The 22,689-nt window shown below is 44.2% G+C and carries 19 protein-coding genes; all 19 read right to left on the reverse strand.

Features of this window, described 5'->3' with window-relative positions:
* Positions 1–34: 34 nt before the first annotated feature.
* Positions 35–2,488 (reverse strand): glycoside hydrolase family 31 protein, encoded by a 2,454-nt coding sequence (locus KXD93_RS10605; RefSeq protein ID WP_258137067.1) that lies wholly within the window; start codon positions 2,486–2,488, stop codon positions 35–37.
* A 139-nt stretch (positions 2,489–2,627) separates the two neighbouring features.
* A complete protein-coding gene (locus KXD93_RS10610) occupies positions 2,628–3,752 on the reverse strand; it encodes a SusE domain-containing protein (protein ID WP_258137068.1) in 1,125 nt (374 codons plus the stop codon).
* A 9-nt stretch (positions 3,753–3,761) separates the two neighbouring features.
* Positions 3,762–5,246 carry a RagB/SusD family nutrient uptake outer membrane protein gene (locus KXD93_RS10615; RefSeq protein WP_258137069.1) on the reverse strand — a complete coding sequence of 495 codons (1,485 nt, stop codon included), beginning with the start codon at positions 5,244–5,246 and terminating at the stop codon, positions 3,762–3,764.
* 7 nt (positions 5,247–5,253) lie between these two features.
* Complete coding sequence (locus tag KXD93_RS10620) at positions 5,254–8,217, reverse strand: SusC/RagA family TonB-linked outer membrane protein (protein ID WP_258137070.1); 2,964 nt, start codon at positions 8,215–8,217, stop codon at positions 5,254–5,256.
* Positions 8,218–8,427: 210 nt separating this feature from the next.
* Complete coding sequence (gene susR, locus KXD93_RS10625; RefSeq protein ID WP_258137071.1) at positions 8,428–10,053, reverse strand: SusR family glycan utilization regulator; 1,626 nt, start codon at positions 10,051–10,053, stop codon at positions 8,428–8,430.
* Positions 10,054–10,290: 237 nt separating this feature from the next.
* Positions 10,291–12,027, reverse strand: coding sequence for a phospho-sugar mutase (locus tag KXD93_RS10630; RefSeq protein WP_258137072.1), 1,737 nt, complete (start codon positions 12,025–12,027; stop codon positions 10,291–10,293).
* 190 nt (positions 12,028–12,217) lie between these two features.
* The gene (locus tag KXD93_RS10635) at positions 12,218–12,676 is read right to left on the reverse strand and encodes a PA2169 family four-helix-bundle protein (protein WP_258137073.1); all 459 of its coding nucleotides are present in this window, start codon (positions 12,674–12,676) and stop codon (positions 12,218–12,220) included.
* A 90-nt stretch (positions 12,677–12,766) separates the two neighbouring features.
* Positions 12,767–13,330, reverse strand: a complete 564-nt coding sequence (locus KXD93_RS10640) for a carboxymuconolactone decarboxylase family protein (RefSeq protein ID WP_258137074.1) — start codon at positions 13,328–13,330, stop codon at positions 12,767–12,769.
* Between the two features lie 210 nt (positions 13,331–13,540).
* Positions 13,541–14,062: a hypothetical protein gene (locus KXD93_RS10645; RefSeq protein WP_258137075.1), complete on the reverse strand. Its 522-nt coding sequence runs from the start codon at positions 14,060–14,062 to the stop codon at positions 13,541–13,543.
* A 53-nt stretch (positions 14,063–14,115) separates the two neighbouring features.
* Positions 14,116–14,832 (reverse strand): hypothetical protein, encoded by a 717-nt coding sequence (locus tag KXD93_RS10650; RefSeq protein WP_258137076.1) that lies wholly within the window; start codon positions 14,830–14,832, stop codon positions 14,116–14,118.
* A gap of 178 nt (positions 14,833–15,010) precedes the next feature.
* Positions 15,011–15,355 carry a hypothetical protein gene (locus KXD93_RS10655; RefSeq protein ID WP_258137077.1) on the reverse strand — a complete coding sequence of 115 codons (345 nt, stop codon included), beginning with the start codon at positions 15,353–15,355 and terminating at the stop codon, positions 15,011–15,013.
* Between the two features lie 203 nt (positions 15,356–15,558).
* Positions 15,559–16,320 carry an SDR family oxidoreductase gene (locus KXD93_RS10660; RefSeq protein WP_258137078.1) on the reverse strand — a complete coding sequence of 254 codons (762 nt, stop codon included), beginning with the start codon at positions 16,318–16,320 and terminating at the stop codon, positions 15,559–15,561.
* Between the two features lie 109 nt (positions 16,321–16,429).
* Positions 16,430–17,365, reverse strand: coding sequence for a helix-turn-helix domain-containing protein (locus tag KXD93_RS10665; protein ID WP_258137079.1), 936 nt, complete (start codon positions 17,363–17,365; stop codon positions 16,430–16,432).
* Positions 17,366–17,464: 99 nt separating this feature from the next.
* Positions 17,465–17,974, reverse strand: a complete 510-nt coding sequence (locus KXD93_RS10670; protein WP_258137080.1) for a GNAT family N-acetyltransferase — start codon at positions 17,972–17,974, stop codon at positions 17,465–17,467.
* Positions 17,971–18,267, reverse strand: a complete 297-nt coding sequence (locus KXD93_RS10675; protein ID WP_258137081.1) for a type II toxin-antitoxin system TacA family antitoxin — start codon at positions 18,265–18,267, stop codon at positions 17,971–17,973. The genes KXD93_RS10670 and KXD93_RS10675 overlap by 4 nt, the downstream gene beginning before the upstream one ends.
* A 77-nt stretch (positions 18,268–18,344) precedes the next feature.
* Positions 18,345–19,277: an NADP-dependent oxidoreductase gene (locus KXD93_RS10680; RefSeq protein ID WP_258137082.1), complete on the reverse strand. Its 933-nt coding sequence runs from the start codon at positions 19,275–19,277 to the stop codon at positions 18,345–18,347.
* A 142-nt stretch (positions 19,278–19,419) separates the two neighbouring features.
* Positions 19,420–20,526, reverse strand: coding sequence for a C1 family peptidase (locus KXD93_RS10685; RefSeq protein WP_258137083.1), 1,107 nt, complete (start codon positions 20,524–20,526; stop codon positions 19,420–19,422).
* A 78-nt stretch (positions 20,527–20,604) separates the two neighbouring features.
* Entirely contained in the window at positions 20,605–21,885 is a 1,281-nt protein-coding gene (locus tag KXD93_RS10690; protein WP_258137084.1) for a serine/threonine protein kinase, read from the reverse strand.
* The gene (locus tag KXD93_RS10695) at positions 21,882–22,670 is read right to left on the reverse strand and encodes an FHA domain-containing protein (RefSeq protein WP_258137085.1); all 789 of its coding nucleotides are present in this window, start codon (positions 22,668–22,670) and stop codon (positions 21,882–21,884) included. Before KXD93_RS10695 ends, KXD93_RS10690 begins: the two co-directional genes overlap by 4 nt.
* Positions 22,671–22,689: the final 19 nt, after the last annotated feature.

A 22,689-nucleotide genomic window follows, 5' to 3' on the forward strand; every position in this document is an offset into this window, starting at 1 on the left:
TTATTATTCATTTCCACTAATCCCTCCTGGGTTTTTAATAATTAAGTTTTATGTTATTTGTACTATTTTTTATTACGATGTATTTAACCGCACAGCTTTCAGCAGGCGAGCCACTTCCCTCCGGATCGGTTGCCGCAGCGCCGCTTAAGAACGAATAACTCCCGTTTTCTGCTTTTATTTGATCCTTGCCAATAATGATCTTGTCTGCCTGGTCAAAACCATGTAATATTAGTTTAATAAATTTAAAGTGTGAGGTATAGTTCCCTTCGGCCGCGTTAAAAGTTAAGCTTTTGTCTGCCGGGTTAAATGTAATAGTACGTTTGTAAAAACTCCCTTTTTTGTAATCAAAGCTTTTACCATCATCTTCATAATAAACAAAGCTGTTTGCTGTGAGCCCGTTATAAACATGTACCGAAAGTGTATCTGTTGGCAATATCGAGGTTGTTTGCACTAATGATTGCATCGGGATAATACTCCCGCCCTTAACATAAACCGGTAGCTTCGCCACATTTAGCGGAACAACCTTTTCCTGTTTGCCCGCTATCACGCCACCATTGTAAAGATCGTACCAGATTCCCTCCGGAAAATAGATCTTGCCATACTCCCTGGTGCTTTCAAACGGGGCGATCATAAATGCACCGCCAAATTCGAATTGGTTTTGATAGTCGGCCCACAATATTTTCGGATCAAAAGTATAATCAATAGCCAATGAGCGCATTACCGGCATTCCGCTTTGCGTTGATTCATAAAATGATGAGTACAAATAAGGCATTAGTTGGTAACGCAGGCTGATATAGTTTCTTGCAATATCTAATACATCCTCACCGAATGCCCACGGCTCCGCTGCCTTTGTATTTACGCCGGTATGATTCCGATAGTAAGGCACAAATGCGCCAAGCTCAATCCAACGGGTGTATAACGGCACGGTTGGATTACCGGTAAATCCGCCGATGTCCATACCTGTAAATGATACCCCACTTAAACCTAAGCTGTTCATTATCCTTACGCCTTGCAGCATATGGTCTTCTTCGGCACGGTTATCACCCGTCCAGATGGCTGAATACCGTTGCAAGCCTCCATATCCCGAGCGGCTTAAAACAAAAGGGCGTTCCTTAAAATGCTCCAACGCACCCTCGTAGCTAGACCGGATCATTTCTAACCCATAAACATTATGTGCCTGCAAATGGCTGGTCTGCGCACCATCATAATCAAATAGCACATTATCAGGCATTTTTTGGCCCCATGTTGAAATCTCGTTCATGTCATTCCAAATTCCGCTAACGCCCGATTTTGCAAAAAAACTGACCTGTTTACGCCACCAGGCGCGGCCCTTGCTGCTGGTAAAATCGGTAAAATTGCACCAGCCCGGCCATACCTGGCCTGTATAGTTTTGTCCGTCAGGATATTTAATATAAACATCATCCTTCAGGCCGCTTTCGTAAGCAGGGGCGCCCTTCTCAACCTTAATTCCCGGGTCAACAATTACCGTTAATTTAAACCCCATCTTATTAAGCGAATCGCTCATTTTTGCAGGATCGGGGAAACGGCTCTTATTCCAGGTAAACAACTGGTACTTGTCCATGTAATGGATATCAAGCGTAATACCATCGGCAGGGATGCGTTTTTCACGCAGAGTTTTTGCAATCCGCATAACTTCCGCTTCCGGGTAATAGCTGTACCTGTTTTGCTGATAACCTAATGACCATAGCGGCGGCATCGGCATCCGGCCGGTTAACCACGTGTATGATTTAATGATATCGGCCAGGCGTTTATGGTAGATAAAATAGTAATTCATTTCACCTCCACGTGCGCCGAACGATGAAAACCTGTTGTTACTCGCTCCGAAATTAAAGTCGCTTTGGTAGGTATTGTCTAAAAAGATCCCATAATTAATATTGCCATGGATCCCTATGTAAAACGGAATGGTTGAATAAAGCGGATCCTGGTCAACCCGGTAACCGTACACATCCGAGTTCCAGTTGGTATAACCGTTACCCGCCCTGTCAAGGTTACCTGTTTTCTCGCCTAAACCTATAAAGTGCTCGTTTGGTTGTAGTTTTTTGTATGTGGTAACTGCATCGCCTGCCCATGATGTACCTAAGCCCTGCTCATCCTGGTTAATTAATTCGCCGCCAGCTGTGTAATAAGCCACGCTGAATGGCTTTTTTGTAATTACCGCCTTAAGCGAATCGGTTATCAGTATAATAGTTTCTTCGTTTTGGGTGATGTTGGCCTTTCCTTTTCCGGGTTCGCCAATTACGGCGTACGAAAAATCGCGGCCAAGTGGTTTCTTGTCTAACCGCACACGGATAACTGACGGACTATAAACCTCAATCCTCCCGTAAGCGTTGGTAGTTTTAAAAACTATATTATGATCATTTATGGTAACGGTTTCAACGTTACCGGGCATCAATACCGGCGTTTGTGCCATAAGCCCCGATGCATTCAAACAAACTGCCAGTATAAATGTGAACTTAAAAAATTTCATCAATTGTGTAAAAATGTATTTCTGTATACCTGCCTGCAATACTTACCCTTGGGTATACCCGGATTTAAGTGCCGCCATGACACTCATATTAATTTGTAAAATAAGGCAGTGCAATTGCACTGCCTTATGTATTGAATTATTAATTTTTATGCGCGGTGTAATGGTAGTTGTTCGGATCGTGAAGATCTAAAGTCAACGTATAATTTCCATCACTCGGAACTGTCAAGTTATCCAGCCCTTGTTTATTTCCGCCAAATGCAGGATTATCAGCATAGTAGATTTTACCTGTTGCTGTAACGATACCGAAATCTATCTTCCAGTCGTTATTAGCCCTGAATTTGAATGAACCATTTTTAATCATGTTGGCTGTTACCGTCCAAACACCCTTGGCCGCGTTATAGGCCATTTGTGTATCACCTGTCCAACCGCCTGGCGTAGCATCGCCAATGATGGACCAGGTAATTGGCGCAGCACCCCATGTAAGCGTGGTAGGATTGGCCCACAGCTCATAAATGCCCGGCCCTGGTAATACTAAATCGCCTGCTGTACCATCCGTTGTTAAAATACCTGCACCTCCATTACCATAGTTAATGTGGTTCCAGTCTGGTGCGCTGGTGAATTTAAAGTGATAGGCAGATCCGTCTGTACTTGCCGGCATGTTGACATACCCCTCATAAACACCCGGAGTGTTATAAACACCTGCCGTAGGTGCGGCTACCGTGCCTGCAGTTCCCGGCGACCAGCCCTGGTAAAACCCAGGAAGATATAGTACCGGGTAACCATCGCTTGGAGGCAATATGGTAACATAAGGACTAACAGTAACCGTTACTGCCTTTGAAAAAGCATTACGATCCTGGTAAGCCTGGATCCTGAATACCATTTTAGCGGTATCATTACCTGTTATACCTACAGAAATTGCAAGTGCATTCAAATCGGAGCCTTTGAATGTTTTTGTTAAAACATCTGATCCGGCCAATATTGATTTGGCGTTGCTCCACGCAGAGGAACCAACGGTATCGGCAGGTATGTCAGCCTGTACAGTATAGGTAACGTGCGCTTTAACCGGGTATGTTACCGCGCCCCATTTCAGGGTCAATACATCCGGCGTATCATCTGTAGCCGCCGTTAAGATAACCTGGCTTGCCGAAGAGGATACTGTCGCTGTAAACGCCACAGGCGGTAGCTTTGTCAGCGTAGCCTCCTTATGGCAGGCAACAGCCATTAAGGCTATTGCCAGTAATGTGAGATTAATTATTTTTTTCATGATCTATAATTAATTAGGATATCCTGGATTCTGTTTCAATGTAGTGTTTGCGTTAAGCGCACTGGTTGGCAGCGGATATAGCAGCATGTATTCAGGCGAAGCCGGAACAACATCATGCGGTAGTAAATACTTACCGAACCTGATCATATCCTGCCTGCGATGGCCCTCATAAATCAGCTCAAATCCGCGTTCATCATAAACATTGTCAAGGGTTGGTAAAGCGATATCACCTAAGCCTGCACGCTCTCTAACCTGGTTAAGGAACGGTGCAGCTGCTGCTGCATTTCCCAAACGGATGTTTAATTCTGCCTGCATTAACAACACATCAGCATACCGATAAACCGGGAAGTCGTTTGATGAACCGCTGCCATCAGTAATTCCGGCAGGGAAAAACTTAACATCCCTGATGCCTTCATCAGGCGCTGCTCCCGGCGAGATCAGCGATGAAACAGTTGGGGAATAAGTAATTCCGCCCTTTTGCGGCCCCACTAAAAATTGCTTCCTGCGGATATCGCTGGCATCAAACTTATTATAAAACGTTTCAGGGATAACTGTACCATTCCAGCCATTGTAACCAATTAATGCTGTGCCGTTAGGCCCGTCTAAACCGCGGATCCCATAAATATTACCACTGATCACATTTTCAGTAAGATAGATTGCCAATATCGTTTCATCGTTAGGTAATACATCGCCAAACAGCTCGAAATATTGGTTACCATTCGGGCTGCTTGTATTATTAGCTCCGGAATGCAGTGCAAAGCCGCCTGATGCAACTTTGTTGGTTGCAGCCAAAGCTTCAGCCCAGTGTGCTGTGCCTGTATAAACCTGTGCGTTCAAATAAACCTTTGCCAATACCATGTACCCAGCCCATTTGTTGAACCTTCCGTAGTAAGCGCCTCCCCGTGTTTCGGAAAGCAGGTCGACATTGGCGGTAAGCTCAGATACTATAAAAGCATAGATATCAGCACGCTTTTTCTGCGGAATCTTTGATACGTCAGTATTATTATTCGTGTAGAAAGGCACATCACCAAAATCATCAATCAACAGGTAATAGACCCATGCACGCATAACCTTTGCTTCCGCAATTTTATCTGCAGATGCTTTTGCATCGGTTAACAGCTGGATGGCCTGGTTTGCACTATAGATGGTTGAATAAGCCCAGTTCCAGGTATTGTTAATGATGCCAAGGCTTGGTAGCTCTGTACGGGTGTACAGTTGTGCAAAGTCAAGCTGCCAGTCGCCGGTGTTACGGTGAGGGATCACCTGGTCATCTGCCGAGAATGAGTTCAAATCGTACCAGCAGTTATCGCGGCCGGCATAATTGCTTCCCCACGATCCTGTGATTTTTGCGTACACATTTGCAAGCGCGTCATTGGCCCCCGCGGGCGTTGAATAAAACTGGTTCGCGCCGTATTTGTCGTACACATTTTCATTAACCTTGGTGCAGCTTGCAGCAAGGCCAATAATGAGAATTCCAAATAATATTTTTTTCATGATCTAATTATTTTAAAACAACGTTTAAACCTGCAGAGAAGGTCCTGGTACGCGGATACACTCCGTAATCCTGGCCCGAACCGCCATCACCACTAACATCCACCTCAGGGTCTATACCTTTGTATTTTGTAATTATTGCCAGGTTCTGAGCGGTTAAGGATATACGCAAGGAGCTAATGAATTTAACACTAGGCACATTTATCCTGTAACCAAACGAAAGATTTTCAAATCGTAAAAACGAACCGCTTTGCAACCATAGATCAGAGCTGTATTGTGAAGAAGCGATACCCAGCGGCACAGCGCTTTGCAGCAGGTTTGATTTACCAAGGTTTTCCAGTAAGCTAAACTTTTGCTGAACACCGTTGTAAATTTTGTTACCACCCTGTCCGCGCCAAACCATTGATGCATCAAAGTTTCCGAAGGTAAAGGTTGGTGTAAACGCGTAGGTATACTTAGGCAATTCCTGCCCCGCGTCAATCCTGTCCTTACTTTGTGAACCCTGGTCAATTTGCCCGTTTTTATCTTCGTCAACTACTGTTTCTGCATTGTTGGCATCCTTGCCAAGGTGGTGCAGGATCAGGAAGGTCCCGATTGGTTTACCTACCACCAGGTAGCCGTTTCCGCCGCCGCCCAGGCCTACATAGTTTGTAGGGATGTCGTAACCATCTATGTTACCACCTAATTTCGTCACCTTGCTTTGCATTAATGATCCGTTACCGGCAAGGGTTAAGCTCATTTTGTTGGTTTGGATAACCCTGTAAGCTAACGAAAGCTCAAGGCCGCGCCCCTGCAGGCTACCAACGTTTGCAAGAATATTAGTGGTTAAAAATGGCCCCTCCAAAGGCACTGTGTAGTTAAACAAAAGGTTGTCGGTATTAGCCGAATAAGCTTCAATAGTACCGGTAAGCTTGTCGCCAAACAAACCGAAATCTAAGCCTAAGCTGGTTTCCTTTTTAGTTTCCCATTTTAAGTTAGGGTTTGAGTTTTGGGTAACAGCGTAGTTAGGAATAGTGGTTCCGCCAAAAAATACGGTACCTGCCTGGCCAACCAATGCAATTGAGTTTTGAGGGCCAATTCCCTGCTGATTACCTGTGACACCATAACCACCGCGTAATTTCAACGTGCTTATTGTAGTGCTTCCCTTCAGGAAATCTTCCTGATCAAGGCGCCATGCCAATGAAGCAGACGGGAAGTTACCCCATTTATTGTTCACACCAAATACAGTTGAACCATCACGCCTGAAGCTTGCGGTTAACAAGTATTTGTTGTCGTACGAGTAATTCACTCTTCCTAAAAACGAAACTAGTCTGCGGTCGTTTTTGTATGATTGAATATCGCCTTGCACAACTTTTGAAACATCGCCTAATTGTAATGCGTTGTAGCTGGCTATGTCATTCACAAAGCCGCGTCCCTGCGTAAACGCGCCGTTATAAGTTTGCGCCTGCCACTCGTAAACACCGGTTGCATCTACATGATTTTTACCAAAATCGTGTTTGTAGCTGATGCTGATGTCCATCAGTTTTTCATCGGTGTGCCTGTTCCAGATATTACCGATCCCATTGTTATCGATAGCTGTTTGAACAGTTGATAAAGCTGGTAAATAAAAACCGCTGTCCTCATCCCTTTTCCTCCAGCTGCCAAACCATCCAACTGTTATCCCCTTATAAACATCCAGGTCGGCTTTTAAGCTTCCGAAAAGGTTATTAAAGTTATCGTCGTTTTTAACGGTTTGCGATACTGCGTAAGGGTTGGTGTACTGAAACACGTTCGGGTCGCGGTAGTATGAACCATCAACGTCATAAACCGGATCAGTTGGTCTAGCCACGTAGGCCTGGCTGATCAGGTTTGACTGAAAGGCCACGCTGCCAATGCCGGTTGGGCTATAAGTAGTTTGCTCAATACCACTGTTTAAGTTCATGGTAAGTGTAAGCCTGTTGTCAATTGCCTTTTGTGTTGCCACAATACGGCCGATGTATTTCTTGTATTTTGATTTGATAACGATACCGGTTTGATCGATAGCACTTATCGATGCACGGTAGTTAAAATCATTCGACCCGCCGCCAAAGGCTAGTGAATGGTTTTGAGTAACACCATTTTGGGTCAACAGGTTAAACCAATTGGTGTTTGAGCCGTGATTTGCAGAGATATCAACGCCCTGTGCGGCTGCCTGTGCGCTCCATTGCGACGCTGACATTATCTTCAGCTTATTTGCAATAACATCCAGCGAAGTATTTTCTGTATACTCAACCGTTGTTTTGCCCGCTGAATTGCGCTTGGTTGTAACTATGATAACACCCGGCGCACCGCGTGAACCGTAAATAGCTGTTGCCGATGCATCCTTCAACACGTCAACTGATGCAATTTCATTAGGCGGAACCTGGTTCAACAGATCCATATTACCCTGGATCCCGTCAACTACAACCAACGGATCATTACCACCTTGTAATGAAGTAATACCACGAATGCGCACTGATGGCGGAACACCCGGCTCGCTGCCCACTTGCGTAACGTTTACGCCCGCGGCTTTACCTGCCAATTGCTGTAAAGGATTGGTAACGGGGCCTGGATTCAAATCCTTGCCTAACAGGTTCGATACTGAACCGGTAAGGTCTGTCTTCTTTGCAGTACCGTAACCTACAACCACAACTTCTGATAGTGATTTTTGGTTTGGAACTAATTGAATGCTCGGCGATTCGCCCGCAGTTATAGTCCGTTCCGATAAATCATAACCGATAAAATTAACTTGCACCACAATTGCCGACTGGCCATTAGCAGGGAAGGAGAATTTTCCCTGTCCATCGGTAACCGTTGCCTGTGTTGAGCCTTTAATTTTTACCGTAGCGCCCGGCAATGGCTGATTGGTTTCATCAACTACCTTACCTTTAAAAACGCTTGTTTGTGCAAATACAGAAATCGCACAAATTAAAAACAGTACAGTCAGGCCATACTTAAATAAGTAAACTTTTTTCATTTAATATTGATTTAAAATTGGTTTTTAAACAGAATTCGGCTTGGTGCCAAATCCGAATCAAAGAAAGGGTGTAGGTAATTCAAAGGCAACAGGTGCACACCTCAATATAGAAAGTATTGAGGAATACAATATTCAGTTAATTGATAATCAATTAATTACACACACAAAACACTAAGTCAATATAGATTTATATTTTGAAGAAAAACTGTTTTAAACAGCTTCTATCGCCATAATGCGATCTTCAAATTCATCATTGGCGATGAACGACCGGTTTTTTATCCGGTTTTTATAGGAGTAAATAGTGTTAACAGAATAACCAAGCAATTTTGCTATCCGTTCGTTGTCATGGATCCCCATCCTGATGAGTGCAAAAATGCGGTGCTCCGTACCCATCAATTGTCCCTCGGGGATAGCAATTTCTTCATTATCATTAAAAAGCAAATTAAACTTCGCGATAAAATCCGGAAAAAGGCGGAGGAAAACTTTATCAAATGTATGGAACAGTTGCAGCCTTTCGTTTTCGAGGTTAAGGTTTTTCACTGCCGCCTGTGCATCCTCATAGCGCTTGCTGCTTAATTTTTTATCAAGCGATTTTTGAAAGCTTTCCAACTTTTCAATGTAGATAGAATTAATGTTGAAATAATAGCCTATGTATTCGTTCTTGATCTTGTTCGCAACGCTCAGGTTACGGTTCAACTCTTCAAGCGCGACGTTGTTTTCCTGTAACGATGCATTGGCCGCCTTTATAATATCATCGGCGATGCGCAGCTTTTTTAGTTGCCTGAAAATTATCACCGCAAATACCACCACAAAAATTACCAGCAGGGTAATTATGGATGAATAAATAAACAGCGATTTTCGCTGCTGCTCAACGATGCTGATTCGCTGCGACTCGATAATGGGCAATATACTGCTGATGGTTACCTGCCGATGACGTGCGCCATAAAAAATAGCCTCGTCCATCGCCTGGTTAATATAGGTATAGGCATTTTTAAGATCACCTTTTTTGTAGAGGTAATCGGCCAGTTTATACATGGCAACCGTTTCTTTGGTGGCCGATTGAATATCGGCAATTGCCGCTTTAATCAGCAGCGCTATTGATTCATCCTGCTTACCCTGTACTTCATAAATATAGCTCAGGCTACAGGCGTTTACCGCGAATTGGTGCGGTGTTAAATTGGGTAGGTTAAGCAATGTGGTATAATCTTTTTCGCCGGCTGCATTGTTACTTGTGCGCAGGTCTTTCAACCCGTTCAATGTCAAATAATAATAAGAACCAGGCTTACTTATGCTCAGTGCCGAATCGATACACTGAATGCCTTTGGGGTTATAAATAGAAGAATAATCCGTATTCCGGTCAAAATCCGAAAGGTCGAAATAGCTGCGGGCTTTTAAAAAATAGTAATCAATTTTATTGCTATCTGCTAAAAGCTTAACATCAACGTGGTTTAAAGTTTCCAGCGTTTCCTTGAACATGCCGGAGGAAAGGAGCGTAAATCCCAACTCCATTTTTGAGAGCGCCTGCTTAACAGGGTCGTTAAGCTGCGTGGCTGTTACCTGTAATTTTTTAGCGTAAGTATAAGCGGAATCGTAGCTGAACGCCTTGTACTCCTCAAAAAGTTTTTGATAGAGGGTATACCTTTTGTTCAGGTCGGTAGTTCTGGGCACCTGCCGGGTTAGGGCTTCGATGCGGCCCTGCTTCTGTTTTACATAGAGATCCTTGTCGGCTAAGGTGGCATTCAGTTTATTCAAAAGGCTATCGGTGGTTCCCTGCGCATTGGCCCACAAACACGTACTTAGGAAAAAATAAAAAAACAGGATTAACCTTAACTTCATTTTGAACGCCGTGCAATAACCATTAAAGGTATAAACATCTTATTATAATTATAACATGTTTTAACAGGGGGAGAGGTTTAACAATATATAAAATCTATGTCATTGCGAGCGATAGCGCGGCAACCTCTTCGTATGCTTAGCCGCTATCCAAGTTTATACCATGTTAACCGCTCTGTATAGTTACGCGATTGCCGCGCTCGTTCCTCGCTCGCAATGACAAAATTTTAGATCCTGGAGTTACACCCCCAAATCCTTCATTATACTGCCAATCTTTTCATCTAATTGCTTATCGGTATCATAATAGGCTTCCTTATTGGCCAGCTTACCATTTACACTGCAATAAAATTTGATCTTAGGCTCGGTACCCGACGGGCGGGCCGATACAATGCTGCCATCCTCAGTAATAAACTGCAACACATCGCTGGTTGGCAATTCAATCTTTTTAGTGGTATTGGTTAAAAGGTCCGTTTCAATGCCTTTTTCGTAATCTTTAAGCGTTGCCACTTTTGATCCGCCTAAGGTAGCCGGTGGATTGGTGCGGAATTTCTCCATCATTTCCTTAATCTCCTCGGCGCCGGTTTTTCCTTTTTTGGTTAGGGAAATCAGCTTCTCCTTATAAAAACCATATTGCACATAAGTATCAATCAACGCTTCAAAAAGGCTGCTACCTTTATCTTTATAATAAGCCGTCATTTCGGCAATAAATGCGCTGGATACAATAGCATCCTTATCGCGTACCAGTTCACCAATTAAATAGCCATAGCTTTCCTCGCCGCCGCCTATAAAGGTTTGCTTGCCCTCAAATTTAGTCATTAGCTCGCCGATGTATTTAAAGCCGGTTAGCGTGTTATAATAAGTTACGTTCTTGGCTTCAGCTATTCGCTCAATCAGGTTGGTGGTAACAATGGTTTTAACAATATACTCCTTGCCGGTTAGCTTACCTTTTTCTTCCCAAGCGCTTAGCAAGTAATTGATCAGCATAGCGCCGGTTTGGTTACCATTCAGCAGGATAAACTCATTTTCGGTGTTTTTTACGGCGATGCCTACTCGGTCGGCATCAGGGTCGGTAGCCAGTACCAGGTCAGCATCGGTATCCTGTGCTTTTTTTAGCGCAAGGGTCAATGCTTCCTTTTCTTCCGGATTTGGATAGATCACCGTAGGGAAATTACCATCAGGCGTGATCTGCTCATCAACCAAAATAACATTTTCAAAACCGAAACGCTCCAAGGCCTGCGGCACAAGGGTGATCCCAGTACCATGTATAGGCGAATAAACTATTTTCAGGTCTTTCTGCCTTTTTATAGCCTCCGGCGATACCGAAAGCTTAGTAATAGCATCCAGATATAGTTCGTCAATCTCCTCTCCTATCTCCTCAATGTTGGCATCAACCCGGTTAAACTTAATATCGTCAACACTGCTTACAGCAGCAACTTCGTCCATTACAGCCGTATCATCAGGCGATACAAACTGACCGCCATCTGCTCCGTAAGCTTTGTAACCGTTGTATTCCTTCGGGTTGTGTGATGCAGTAAGCATCACGCCGCTTTTACAGCCCAAATGCCGCACAGCGAACGACAGTTCCGGCGTAGGCCTTAATGCCTTAAAAAAGTAAACGTAAATGTCGTTTGCTGAGAAAACTTCGGCAGTAATACGAGAGAATAAGTCGGCATTATTTCGGCTATCGTGCGCAATGGCAACCTTTACCTTTTCACCGGGATATTTTTTCTTCAGGTAATTGGCTAAACCCTGTGTAGCAGCACCGATGGTATATTTATTAATACGGTTACTGCCCGGCCCCATAATTCCGCGCAAGCCACCCGTACCAAATTCAAGATCGCGGTAAAACGAGTCGGTAAGTTCCGTGTATGACTTGTTATCCAGTAAGGTTTGAATTTCCTGCTTAACATCAGCATCGTAATTTCCATCCAGCCATGCGTTAGCCTTTTGAAGAATGGTAGGGTCTAATTCCTGCATTTTAGTATTTGTATTTTAGGTAAAGCGTTTTTTGTTACAATCCAAATATGATAATAAAAAAGTATTTTAAAGAGATGTTGTTTGAGGGAAGCTAAATTAATTTAAAAGAGGTGGTTGCTCAGCTTCTATAGCGCATTTCAACAAAAAAGGGCAGCCATTGGCCACCCTTATTTATTAATGTCATCAAATATTATTCTTGCAAATCACGCAGGTATTTAATTCTGTCGTGCGATAACTTCAAACTGTCTCTTTGCTGACTGATCATCGTGCGGATATAAGCCGGTAGTTCATCTTCGCGCAGGGCACTGGTATAAGCCTTTTGTGCGGCGTCTTCCCCCGCCTCGCAATTTGCGAGTACAGTTTTGCGATCATGGCCCGAAAAAACAGCTTTTATGTCCATCCATGCGCGATAGATCTTTCCCCTAGCGGTAGTACCTTCTTCAATATCCACTCCGCTTGCTGCAACTTCTGTTGCCAGTTCCAATTTATGGTGGTGGCTTTCGGCAATCATGTCAGTAAAAAGGTTTTTTAAATCAGCATCCTCATCACTTAATTCTTTGGTTGCCTTTTCATACCCGATAATACGGTCGTTATTGATCTCTACCAGGTCGTTCAAAATCTCTGCGGTCATTTCTGTTGTAGTTTCCATAGTTTTATAGTTTCTATGAAGCGTACAACTACCGTTCCAATATTTCTATTAACGATAATTAATTTCTATTATTGAAATAATTAACCCATTCTATCCCTCCTTTAAAGCCGCATACCTGTTCTCCCACGGTAAATAACCGCTATTTTTCAGGATGCCGGCCAGCCGGGTGTAAAAAGCAGGTTCGGTCGGGGTAACGCTGGCAAGGCCGTCGACATATTTGTTATACAGGCAAAACAGGGCAGCAATTAATACTGTATCATGAATTTCCAGGTCCGTTGCGCCCTCTTCCCGGGCTTTAGCCACCATTTCCATGCTAACGGTACGGGCATCTGCCTGAACATTGCGGGCAATCTGTAAAAGGTGTTTCATTTTTTCACTAACGGGCGCGTTATCCGGATCATTCTTCACCATTTCGGCGGTACTGGTTTCGCCTAAAAGCGCATCGGCAGCAGCGGTATGCGCATTGCAGCAAAAATTACATTGATTTCCCTGCGATACAACGGTGGCTATCAGTTCCCGCTCTCCCTCGGTTAAGGTCGACTCGCCGCGCAGCAGCAGTTGGGTGAGCTGCCTGATAGGTAAAGCCGTATCCTGGCGATAATTAAGCAAGCCGGTAATGCCGGGCAGATTAGGGTCTAATGGAATATGGGGCATGGTGGTTTTTTATTGGTTTATAATGCAGATAAATTTATTGAAAGGCTTGAAGAATAGGTAATTTTTCATCGAGATTTTTTTGAACCTTGATTTTCCTGATGATAAGATTTCTTGATTCTGGCAGGATAAAAAAGTCATGCAATCATTAAAAATCCAATAATTCAAGGTTCAGACATAACTCGCCAACTGCCTACTTCAAACTGACAATTGTTACCGAATCGGCTCCGCCGTTAACCCACACTCTACCCTCAACCTTGCCATTGCCCAGCACCACCAGGTGCATTGTTCGCCGTTGCCGGCATCTTTGGTTTTCCATACGGCGTTGGTCATGGCGCCAAGGTCGGCGCTGCTTAACTTTTCCGATTGTTTGTGGCCGTTGCCATCCAACCAACCGCCCTCCATATAAACAGGTTTGGGTGCGTTTACTATCTTTATCAGGTCAAGGATCTGTTTTATGCGGGTATAATCGTTTTCGGTACGGGCAAAATCCATTTCCCATGCCATGCCTTTGCCTATTATCTCGTTTGATACCGTGCCATCGGGCCAGCCATCAGTCGGCATCCAGGCAATGCCATTAGTGGTTTTTAGCATGGTTTGCTGCATGGCTTTTACGGTATTATGCATCACCTGCCTATCAAGTCCCTGCCACCCGGCAGCTATGAGCGACAGCGTTACCCAACCCATGCCTGCAAATGGCACACCGCCGTTACTGTCGGGCAGACGCATTTCCATGTAGGTGGTGTCGCCGTTGCGTATTACGGTTAAGTTTTTGCGGATACCTTGTTTCAGGATCTCAAGTTTTTTGTGCCAGTCGGCAGCCAGATTTCATCGCCACGACGCTGAGCTACGGCAGCCATATCGGTTAATGCGGCGCCAACAAAGCTTTGGGTAAGCAAATCCCAGGCGTCCCACCGGCGGCCATCTCTCGAATGCTCAAACGACATATTCCTCGCTAAACCCGGCTCAACCGACCACCCCCCATGCTGAAAAAATGTACGGTCGACTGTTCGTTTCATAATAGCGCTCACAAGCGGCCACGTTTTATCTTCAAAGGGAGTATGTCCGCGTTTAAGTGCCAGTCTTGCCCATGCCAGCAGCACATGCGCCTGCCCATCAATCTGGTTTTCATCGCTGATAATGGTGTATTTGCCATCCTTTAAGCCGATAACGTGCGGAATGCGTTCCATATCATGCTGTATGGTAGCCTGCAAAACGCAATTGATATTTAATTCGGCCTCTTTAAGCCGGTTGGTTTCAATCAGTAACGATACCATTGCCCCCGTGGTACGGCAATACATCCCCTCATAAGCCCCGGTTAATGATTCGGGCAGAAAGCCGTCCTTACCCATCCTGTCTAACAAGCTGTAGTAGGTATTTGAATATAGCTTTTCGAAATAGGGCGAACTTAGTATCGTTTTAATATCGTTCCGCGTTGTTTGAGCGGAGGATTGTTTTACGGTGATGGAGAAAAGGAGAAATAAAAAGAGGAAGCGTTTAGACATGGTTAAAGTGTATTCACAAATATAAGATCATGAATACACTTTTGATCATAAATAACTCCCAACGGAAAAAGATGAATGCAAACAATATCGAATGATGAATGTCGAATATCCAATTCTGAAGTTTTCATTTCATAATTCGACATTGGATATTCGGTGCTCAAGATTTAAAACTATTTAATTACGAGTTCCCCAACGGATACCCCAGCCAGATCATCACCAGCGGCAGCGGCAAAAAGGGAATTTCAATAAGCGCAGCCTTCAGATTCCCGGCCCTTAGTTGTAAAACCAGGATCGACAATATCAACACCGCATTTAAAACATTACCTGCAAAAAACGTATCCGGGAACAATACAAATACGCCAACCAGCAATGTTAAAACACCAACTACCCGTAACACCGGCTTGCTAATCCCCAATTTTGAAAACGCTTCCGATTCATTGTACTTCATGGTGAGCGCGCCCCAGCCATGCCTAAAGCTGAAGAACACGGTTATTAAAATAAGGATGCCGCTTATTATTTTCATGGCGATGAACTCAAATTATAATAAATAAAAGGGTGTCATGCTGAGGCACTCGAAGCACGCGGGCAAAGGCCTCTGCTCCATGCTTAGCACGCGGATAAGCCTTTGCGCTCGCCCTTCGAGTGCCTCAGGGTGACATCCTGAGTTTACGAGTTCAAACTAAGCAAGCTGTAACTGCCTACTGCCAACTCAAAACTGCCAACTGATTACAAATTCATCCCACCTGATACCTCAATGCGCTGCGCGTTGATCCATTTGGCATCCTCGGTACATAAAAATGCAACCACGCCGCCAATATCATCAGGCAGGCCAACGCGACCCAAAGCTGTAACGCCTGCAACATGTTGGTTTACATGGGCATTATCCCTCACTACACCACCACCGAAATCGGTTTCAATAGCACCCGGCGCAATAACATTTACGGCAATGCCGCGTGCGCCAAGCTCCTTAGCCATGTACCTGGTCAATACCTCAATGGCGCCCTTCATTGAAGCATAGGCCGCATAGCCCGTCATGCTGAAGCGTGCGAGTCCCGATGACAGGTTTACTATCCTGCCGCCGTCATTAAGTATCGGCAGCGCTTTTTGAGTTAAGAAAAACACACCCTTAACATGAATGTTCATTAGCATGTCAAAGTCTTCCTCGGTAGTTTCGGCAAATGATGCGCCAATCCCAATACCCGCATTATTTATTAAAAAATCAAAGTGATCTGTGCCGAAAGTTTCTTTCAGCGTAGCTTTAAGTGTTTCAAAAAATGCGTCGAATGTTTTAACCTCACCGGTGTTTAGCTGCAGGGCTGCTGCCTTTGCGCCAAGGGCTTCGATTTCCTTTACTACGGCCTGCGCTTCGTCGGCTTTGCTATGATAGGTAAGCACTACGTTGATACCTTTTTTTGCGAGGCTAAGCGCCATATTTTTGCCAAGGCCTCGGCTGCCGCCGGTTACCAAAGCTATTTTATTTGTTGCCATGTTTTTGTCTGTTAATGTTTATTTGTTTTAACAGTACAAAGATGCGGCGGAATTGATTTACACAGTTTGCAAACATCAATCAATTGTTTGCGAAATTCAAATATCAAACTTATTGCCTGAAGGCTACGGGGGCAAGACTGGTTTGTTTCCTGAAAAAATTAGAGAAATGCGCTACCTGCTCAAAACCCAGGGAATAGGCGATCTCCGAAATATTCCAGTCGGTTTGTTTCAGCAAGATCTTGGCTTCCTGGATTACCCGGCCGCTGATGATCTCGGTGGTGGTTTTGCCGGTGTTTTCCTTCAGTACTTTGTTCAGGTGGTTTACGTGTACGGCTAACCTGTCTGCATAATCCTTTGCAGTGCGCAGGTTCAATTTCTGGTGCGGCGATTCTATTGGGAACTGGCGCTCCAGCAATTCGATAAATAACGACGATACCCTTGCCGAAGCATTATGGCTTGAATAAAGCGTGGTAACCGGCTGCAATTTCTGGCCATAGTGGATCAGTTCAAGCACATAATTACGCAACAGGTCGTACTTATAAGCGTAGTCTGAGGACAATTCCTCATAGATCTTTTTGAAAATGTAGTTGATATCCGCAGTTTCCTTGTCTGTAAGCTGAAACACCGGGTAACCTCCGGGCCTGAAGATTGGTAGTTCATCCAGCACCACGCCACTCTTACCAGGCAGCAAAAAATCTGCGGTAAAAATGCAAAAGTAGCCCGATTGCTGGTCATCCTTCGGCACCCAGTTATAAGGGATCTTGGGCGTTGCAAACAGCAGCGCGTTGTTTTCTATGTCGATGGTTTTATCGGCGTACTCAGCAATGTTACGACCGCTCACCAGGCTGATCTTATAATAAGCGCGCCGGTTATACGGCATCACATGCATCCCACGTTGCTTGGCACGGGCAACCAGTTCATCCACACTAAACACATTAAAATGGCCAATCTCCTTGTTGATCCCTTCCGGCAAGAAGTTATTCACGCCATCATCGTTAGTGAGGCCAAGTTGTTTATAAAGCTCGTCTACTGTGGTAATGTCCATAACTTCGCTTATTTGTAAAATTCAAATGATAAGCAAATATAGAGAAGATATTTTTTATTTGAGGAGATAAGAAAAGTCCCAGCTTGTTGTAGTTGATCATTAAAGATTATTCAAAATAAGCTTTTCAATCAACGGCATTGTAAGAAACATTTTTCCACTGCCTGACAAAGCAATGAAGCCGAATTTTTTGTAAAATATTGAAGCGTCATTGTCTAGAGGATCTACCACAACACCAATTGATCCTATATTTTTACCGGCGATTTCGTAACTCCGTTTTAAGGCATCTAATAAGATAATGCCTCCTAATCCCTGCCCTCTGAATTTTTCATCAATTGCCAACCTGCCAAGTAATGTCACAGGAAGCGATGTATAAGACCTGGGCATCTTTTTACTAATATCTTCAGGTACAGCATCAGCTGGCACGGAAGAATTAGAGAGTGTATAATAACCTATTAACGTAGTATTCTCGAACATCGCGAATACTACACACAATTTTCGTTTAACGTCCTGGCTAGCTTGAAAATGCAGATAATTATCTAACATTTCCTTACCGCAACTGAAACTCTTTTTATCTAAAGAAGAATTAAGCAACTCTATCTTGATGCTCATTTATTATCCTCGATAAATTTCTTATACCGCTTGGCTGTATCTATCAATTTCCGATTTGGTTCTGCCGGATTATTAAATGCATTAAAAAAAATTTCCCTATCCTTTTCAGTGGTAATAATTGTATCATGCTCGCGAATAATTTCATTGGCCTTTTCCTGAACGGCATTGATAATAAAATCAGTAAGCGTACGAAACCCGCCTAAACTTGCTGCATATTCAAAAAGTTCCTTTTGAATTCTTGGTATTTTAGCGTCAAACCTTGCTTTTTCAGATAATGTCAGTTGCTTTTCCATACTATAGCTAAATAAAATCAAATATACGGAAATTATCCGTACGGTGTTTTTATTGATAAAATTAATTTTACATTACCTTACGGTTTCACCACAATCTTCCCGACCGTTCTTCCTGTTGCCAGGCTGGCGTGTGCCTTTTGCATATCTTCCAGCGCAAACAATTCGGCTACTTGTGAGCGGATGATGCCTTTGTCCAGCAAATCGGCTAATTGCTTCATATCCTTACCGCTTGATTTTACCATGGTTTGAGATATCTTGATGCCTTTGGCTTTTGCCTTTTCCTTTAACTCGTCGTTTACAGCAGATGCGATGCTGATGATGGTTCCGCCCTGTTTAACAACTGTTAATGAGCGTTCAGCAATTTCGGCACTTTGGGTATTCAGGACGAAATCAACATCACTAACTTCATCTTCAAACAGCACGGCTTTATAATCGATATGCTCATCAGCACCCAGGCCGATTACAAACCGCTTATTTTCGGCAGAGGATGTTGCTACTACATAAGCACCCAAATATTTAGCCATCTGGATAGCGTAATGCCCCACCCCGCCGGATCCTGCATGGATTAGTACTTTATCGCCTTCCTTAACTTTATAATGTTCCGTCACATTCTGCCAGGCAGTAAGCGCCGCCAAACAAGCCGCTGCGGCTTCATCGTGACTGATGTTTGCCGGCTTTAGTGCTAAATGATCAGCCTTCGCAGCAACGTAATCTGCATAAGCTTTGCCATGCCCAGGGAAATTTACCATCCCGAAAACTTCATCGCCCTTTTTAAACTGGGATGAACTGCTTTCAACAACCTCACCTGAAACATCCCAGCCAAGGATGACCGGCCATTCTTTAATATTGCCGGCTGTGCCTTTACCCTCGCGGGTTTTCAAATCCACAGGGTTTACGCTGATGGCGCTAACTTTTATCAGCACTTCGTTATCGTTTATAGTTGGGATGGGCAGATCCGCCAGTTGCAGGTTCTGTATCGGTCCGAACTCGTTAATGATGATCGCTTTCATAGTGTAGATTTAAATGCGTTTATCTTTTTACAACAATGGTTGGCGCGATCCGTTTTGATAAAGTGAAATATGGGTTGATCATTCCCTAAAAATTAAAAAGCCCCCGGGTCACTCCGGAGGCCTGAATATCATCAAGTAATAATTACTGAATGGCCTTCGCAGTCACCGACGCATCAACAGCTTTTTTATTCACCAGTACCGATATGGTATTGATGGTAAAGTAAGGCATGCTCACGTAAATATAACCGGCATAAGGTCCAACCTTACCCCAGGAGTTCTTCACGATAAAATATTCATTACCCCTGTTGTCCTTTGCCAGTCCGGTAATTTGCATCAGGTGATCATCCTGTGTAACCTGCTTATCAAACAGTTCCTGGCGGATGTCGGCAGTTGCCGGTTTTTCCGTGAATGTGGCATAGTTCTTTCCGTCATCGGCGTTGCTCACCCATTTTGCATAACCCTTTTGCTGCCTGAAGCCGTTGTTGCTCACATCAGCATCCCAGGCAACGGTATAACCCTTCATCAACGCATCCTTAATTGCCTTCATAAATTCATCAAGCGGTAAATTATAAAACATATTGCTGTTATAATTATCCGGCACCTCCATAGCGAAAGTGCTGTAATATGGATGGTGTTTAAACGAGGTAAGCCCGATGTATCCTGAAAGCTTTACCGGCACATTTGCGGCAGCATAAGTTTTAGGGGTGTATTCCTTACCATTATAAGTGAATTTTTCCGGCGGAGCACTTAGGTAGCTGTTTAAGATAGACTTATAGCCTACCTCCCAGTTTTGCGGGATGGTATCCGGGTTGCTCTTTAGCAAGTCATCCAGGTAAGCCTTTAATTTAGGTTCAAGTGCGCCGTCGTGATTTAGCACGGTGTCCCGGCCTTCGCCCGGGTAAATGCTTTGCGGAACTGCGCCATAAGTATCAGTTGAGTAAAGCATATCCTGCTGGATGCCGCCCTCGGTAAACCGGGTATTACCGCGCCTGCGGATATATTTTTCGGCTTTATCAATATAAAGGTTATAAACGGTAAATACTTCTGACAGATCAGACTCCGGTTGCTTCTTCACGAGCAATTCGCTTTCAACAAGCGCTGTGCTCGAAAAGCACCAGCAGGTGCCAGACATGCCCTGGTTTTTTACCGGTGTAGCCTGGTTATTTTTGATAACCGTAAACGTTGGCTCCTGCGCAAACGCCGATACAGTTATAGCAGAAAGTAAAAGGAATAAAGTAATTCGTCTCATATTAGGATTGGGTAAATCCAAATATAGAAAAAACATCGATTAAGAGACCATAGGAAACTTTTAACGCAAAAATATTAATTAAAATAGTCCCAGGAATTTTTTCCGCTTCGCTTTTTTCTCAAGCAGCAATCTCTTTTTCGCGCTCCTGATACTATCCCTTCTTAGCGAGTCCTTCACAAATACAATGGCCTTTCGCTTAATGGCCGCGAGATTCGGTTGGATGAACACAGTGTCGGGCTTTGCAGGCATCAGACTACTTTTTAACGGCGTTTTGAAGATCCCAAAAGCAATCGCGCCTAAAAATACAAGTATTAACGCCACCATCAGTTTACGTGGTACGGCAATAGTCGATGGTTGAGTGACTTGCTTTTGATACGCCAGGATCCGGGAATGTAAATCTTCATTTTCTGATCGTAAAGCGGCAATTGCCTTTTTTGCCCCGTCGCGGTTTTCAGTACCGATATACGCACCAAGTATTTCCTGAAGCGCTGTTCCGTCTTTGAAACGGTCCTCCGGTCTCTTTTCAAGACACTTGGATACAATTGAAAGTAACCATGCCGGCACCTGCATTTCGCGCTCCTGTTGCTTTACCGGCCATTCGTTCGGCAAATTTTGTTTACGCAATTCCAATACGTCAGGTACCGCCGATTCCATGTGCGAGAGCATCACATTGTTCCTGGCTGTTTCGCCGTTATCCTGCAGCAGGAAAGGCACCCTGCCTGCCAACAATTCATACACAATTACGCCATAGCTATAAATATCCGTTTGGAAAAGCAACTGCCCCTCGTTCTGCTCCGGCGCCATAAACTCAATCGCGCCGGCGTGACGCATACTGCTTCTGCGTTGCTCGTCTGACATGGCGGAGAGGCCAAAATCCAGCAACACATAATTACCAGAGTGAATATTAAATTTTACGTTATTACTTTTTATATCGCCATGCTTAACTCCTACCTTATGGCAGTGCGAAAGCGCCGAAGCCAATTGATCAGCCAGCTTGATCACCTCCTTTATGGTGAACATGACTTCATGAGGTGGTTTCAACAGTTCGCCCAGGTCAGGCCCCTCAATAAACTCCATCTCTATAAACGGCAGCGAGCCGCTCTCCGTGATACCCGAGTTCAGGATCTTAACTACATTGGGGTTGGGAATCTCGTTTACCTTTTTTAGCTTCTCAACTTCATTTATAAAATTGCGGTAATTATGGTCATCCATACTTTCGTTATGGATGGGCGTTGGCAATAGCTTAACGGCGCTGAAGATTGGCCCCATCCGCCTGCCTTTGTAAACAGAGCCCTGTCCACCGGTGCGCAATGCTCCCATGTTCTCCAGGCCCTCGGTTATGGTAAAGATCTTACTCATCCTGCTGTAGAATGATAACTAAATTCAAACACTGCCGATTCGCCAAGAATAACCTGGTCGCCCTCGTTTAACTTGTGACCGATTTGTGTGGAGTGCAGCTTGATCAAATTTTCGTTTCCTATTGATTTGATCTTCACCTTGTTTCCCGGCGGGATTCCGCCTTCATCAGCGAAGATCATAAAACCGGCATCTTCGTTATTCCATTCGATGTGAGCATGCTGACGGCTTATAAATTTATTGCTTTCATTCTTACTATCTCCCGGAAAAGCGATCTGGTTCAGCCTGAAAAAGCCATCGTTTACCTGTGCCTTGCTTTCACGGCCGATATTTAGTTTTCCGTCCGACGAGGTAATTTCATATTCCTCCTTCTCCGCCTCGCCATTCAGGATATGGATAAAAGCGTTTGCCGCCCGCTGGATCACATGATCCTTTGTCCGGATAAAAATGGCAGCATCCAGTATGTCCGATTTAAAGGAATCCGGCGGAAACTCATCGTCAAAATCAACCTCCAGGGCCCAATTATCCGGCAGGTTAAGCGCAAAGTCGTCGGCAATCCGTTGGATCTCATCTTTAAACCTATCCGGCTCATCTAAATAAACAGCGGCTTCATACAAATGCTTGTCGGCAGCGCCCGCATTAATAAACAAATGGATGCCTTTTATGCGTCGGCCCTCTCCTCCTTCCGACTTTTGCAACTGGTCCTTAACCAGCCGCAGCAATGAATCGCGCAGGGCTTTTACATCCAGCGGACCCTTATTTTCATTCCTTTTAAACAGATCGAACATAAATCACAGGTAAATTATT

The sequence above is a fragment of the Mucilaginibacter phenanthrenivorans genome (genome assembly GCF_024721155.1).
Lineage (GTDB): Bacteria > Bacteroidota > Bacteroidia > Sphingobacteriales > Sphingobacteriaceae > Mucilaginibacter > Mucilaginibacter phenanthrenivorans.

Bases quoted from the DNA above. Each gene is read 5' to 3' on its own strand.
- KXD93_RS10605 (WP_258137067.1), bottom strand. From the start codon at position 2,488: ATGAAATTTTTTAAGTTCACATTTATACTGGCAGTTTGTTTGAATGCA.
- KXD93_RS10610 (WP_258137068.1), bottom strand. From the start codon at position 3,752: ATGAAAAAAATAATTAATCTCACATTACTGGCAATAGCCTTAATGGCT.
- KXD93_RS10615 (WP_258137069.1), bottom strand. From the start codon at position 5,246: ATGAAAAAAATATTATTTGGAATTCTCATTATTGGCCTTGCTGCAAGC.
- KXD93_RS10620 (WP_258137070.1), bottom strand. From the start codon at position 8,217: ATGAAAAAAGTTTACTTATTTAAGTATGGCCTGACTGTACTGTTTTTA.
- susR (WP_258137071.1), bottom strand. From the start codon at position 10,053: ATGAAGTTAAGGTTAATCCTGTTTTTTTATTTTTTCCTAAGTACGTGT.
- KXD93_RS10630 (WP_258137072.1), bottom strand. From the start codon at position 12,027: ATGCAGGAATTAGACCCTACCATTCTTCAAAAGGCTAACGCATGGCTG.
- KXD93_RS10635 (WP_258137073.1), bottom strand. From the start codon at position 12,676: ATGGAAACTACAACAGAAATGACCGCAGAGATTTTGAACGACCTGGTA.
- KXD93_RS10640 (WP_258137074.1), bottom strand. From the start codon at position 13,330: ATGCCCCATATTCCATTAGACCCTAATCTGCCCGGCATTACCGGCTTG.
- KXD93_RS10645 (WP_258137075.1), bottom strand. From the start codon at position 14,062: ATGGAAATGCGTCTGCCCGACAGTAACGGCGGTGTGCCATTTGCAGGC.
- KXD93_RS10650 (WP_258137076.1), bottom strand. From the start codon at position 14,832: ATGTCTAAACGCTTCCTCTTTTTATTTCTCCTTTTCTCCATCACCGTA.
- KXD93_RS10655 (WP_258137077.1), bottom strand. From the start codon at position 15,355: ATGAAAATAATAAGCGGCATCCTTATTTTAATAACCGTGTTCTTCAGC.
- KXD93_RS10660 (WP_258137078.1), bottom strand. From the start codon at position 16,320: ATGGCAACAAATAAAATAGCTTTGGTAACCGGCGGCAGCCGAGGCCTT.
- KXD93_RS10665 (WP_258137079.1), bottom strand. From the start codon at position 17,365: ATGGACATTACCACAGTAGACGAGCTTTATAAACAACTTGGCCTCACT.
- KXD93_RS10670 (WP_258137080.1), bottom strand. From the start codon at position 17,974: ATGAGCATCAAGATAGAGTTGCTTAATTCTTCTTTAGATAAAAAGAGT.
- KXD93_RS10675 (WP_258137081.1), bottom strand. From the start codon at position 18,267: ATGGAAAAGCAACTGACATTATCTGAAAAAGCAAGGTTTGACGCTAAA.
- KXD93_RS10680 (WP_258137082.1), bottom strand. From the start codon at position 19,277: ATGAAAGCGATCATCATTAACGAGTTCGGACCGATACAGAACCTGCAA.
- KXD93_RS10685 (WP_258137083.1), bottom strand. From the start codon at position 20,526: ATGAGACGAATTACTTTATTCCTTTTACTTTCTGCTATAACTGTATCG.
- KXD93_RS10690 (WP_258137084.1), bottom strand. From the start codon at position 21,885: ATGAGTAAGATCTTTACCATAACCGAGGGCCTGGAGAACATGGGAGCA.
- KXD93_RS10695 (WP_258137085.1), bottom strand. From the start codon at position 22,670: ATGTTCGATCTGTTTAAAAGGAATGAAAATAAGGGTCCGCTGGATGTA.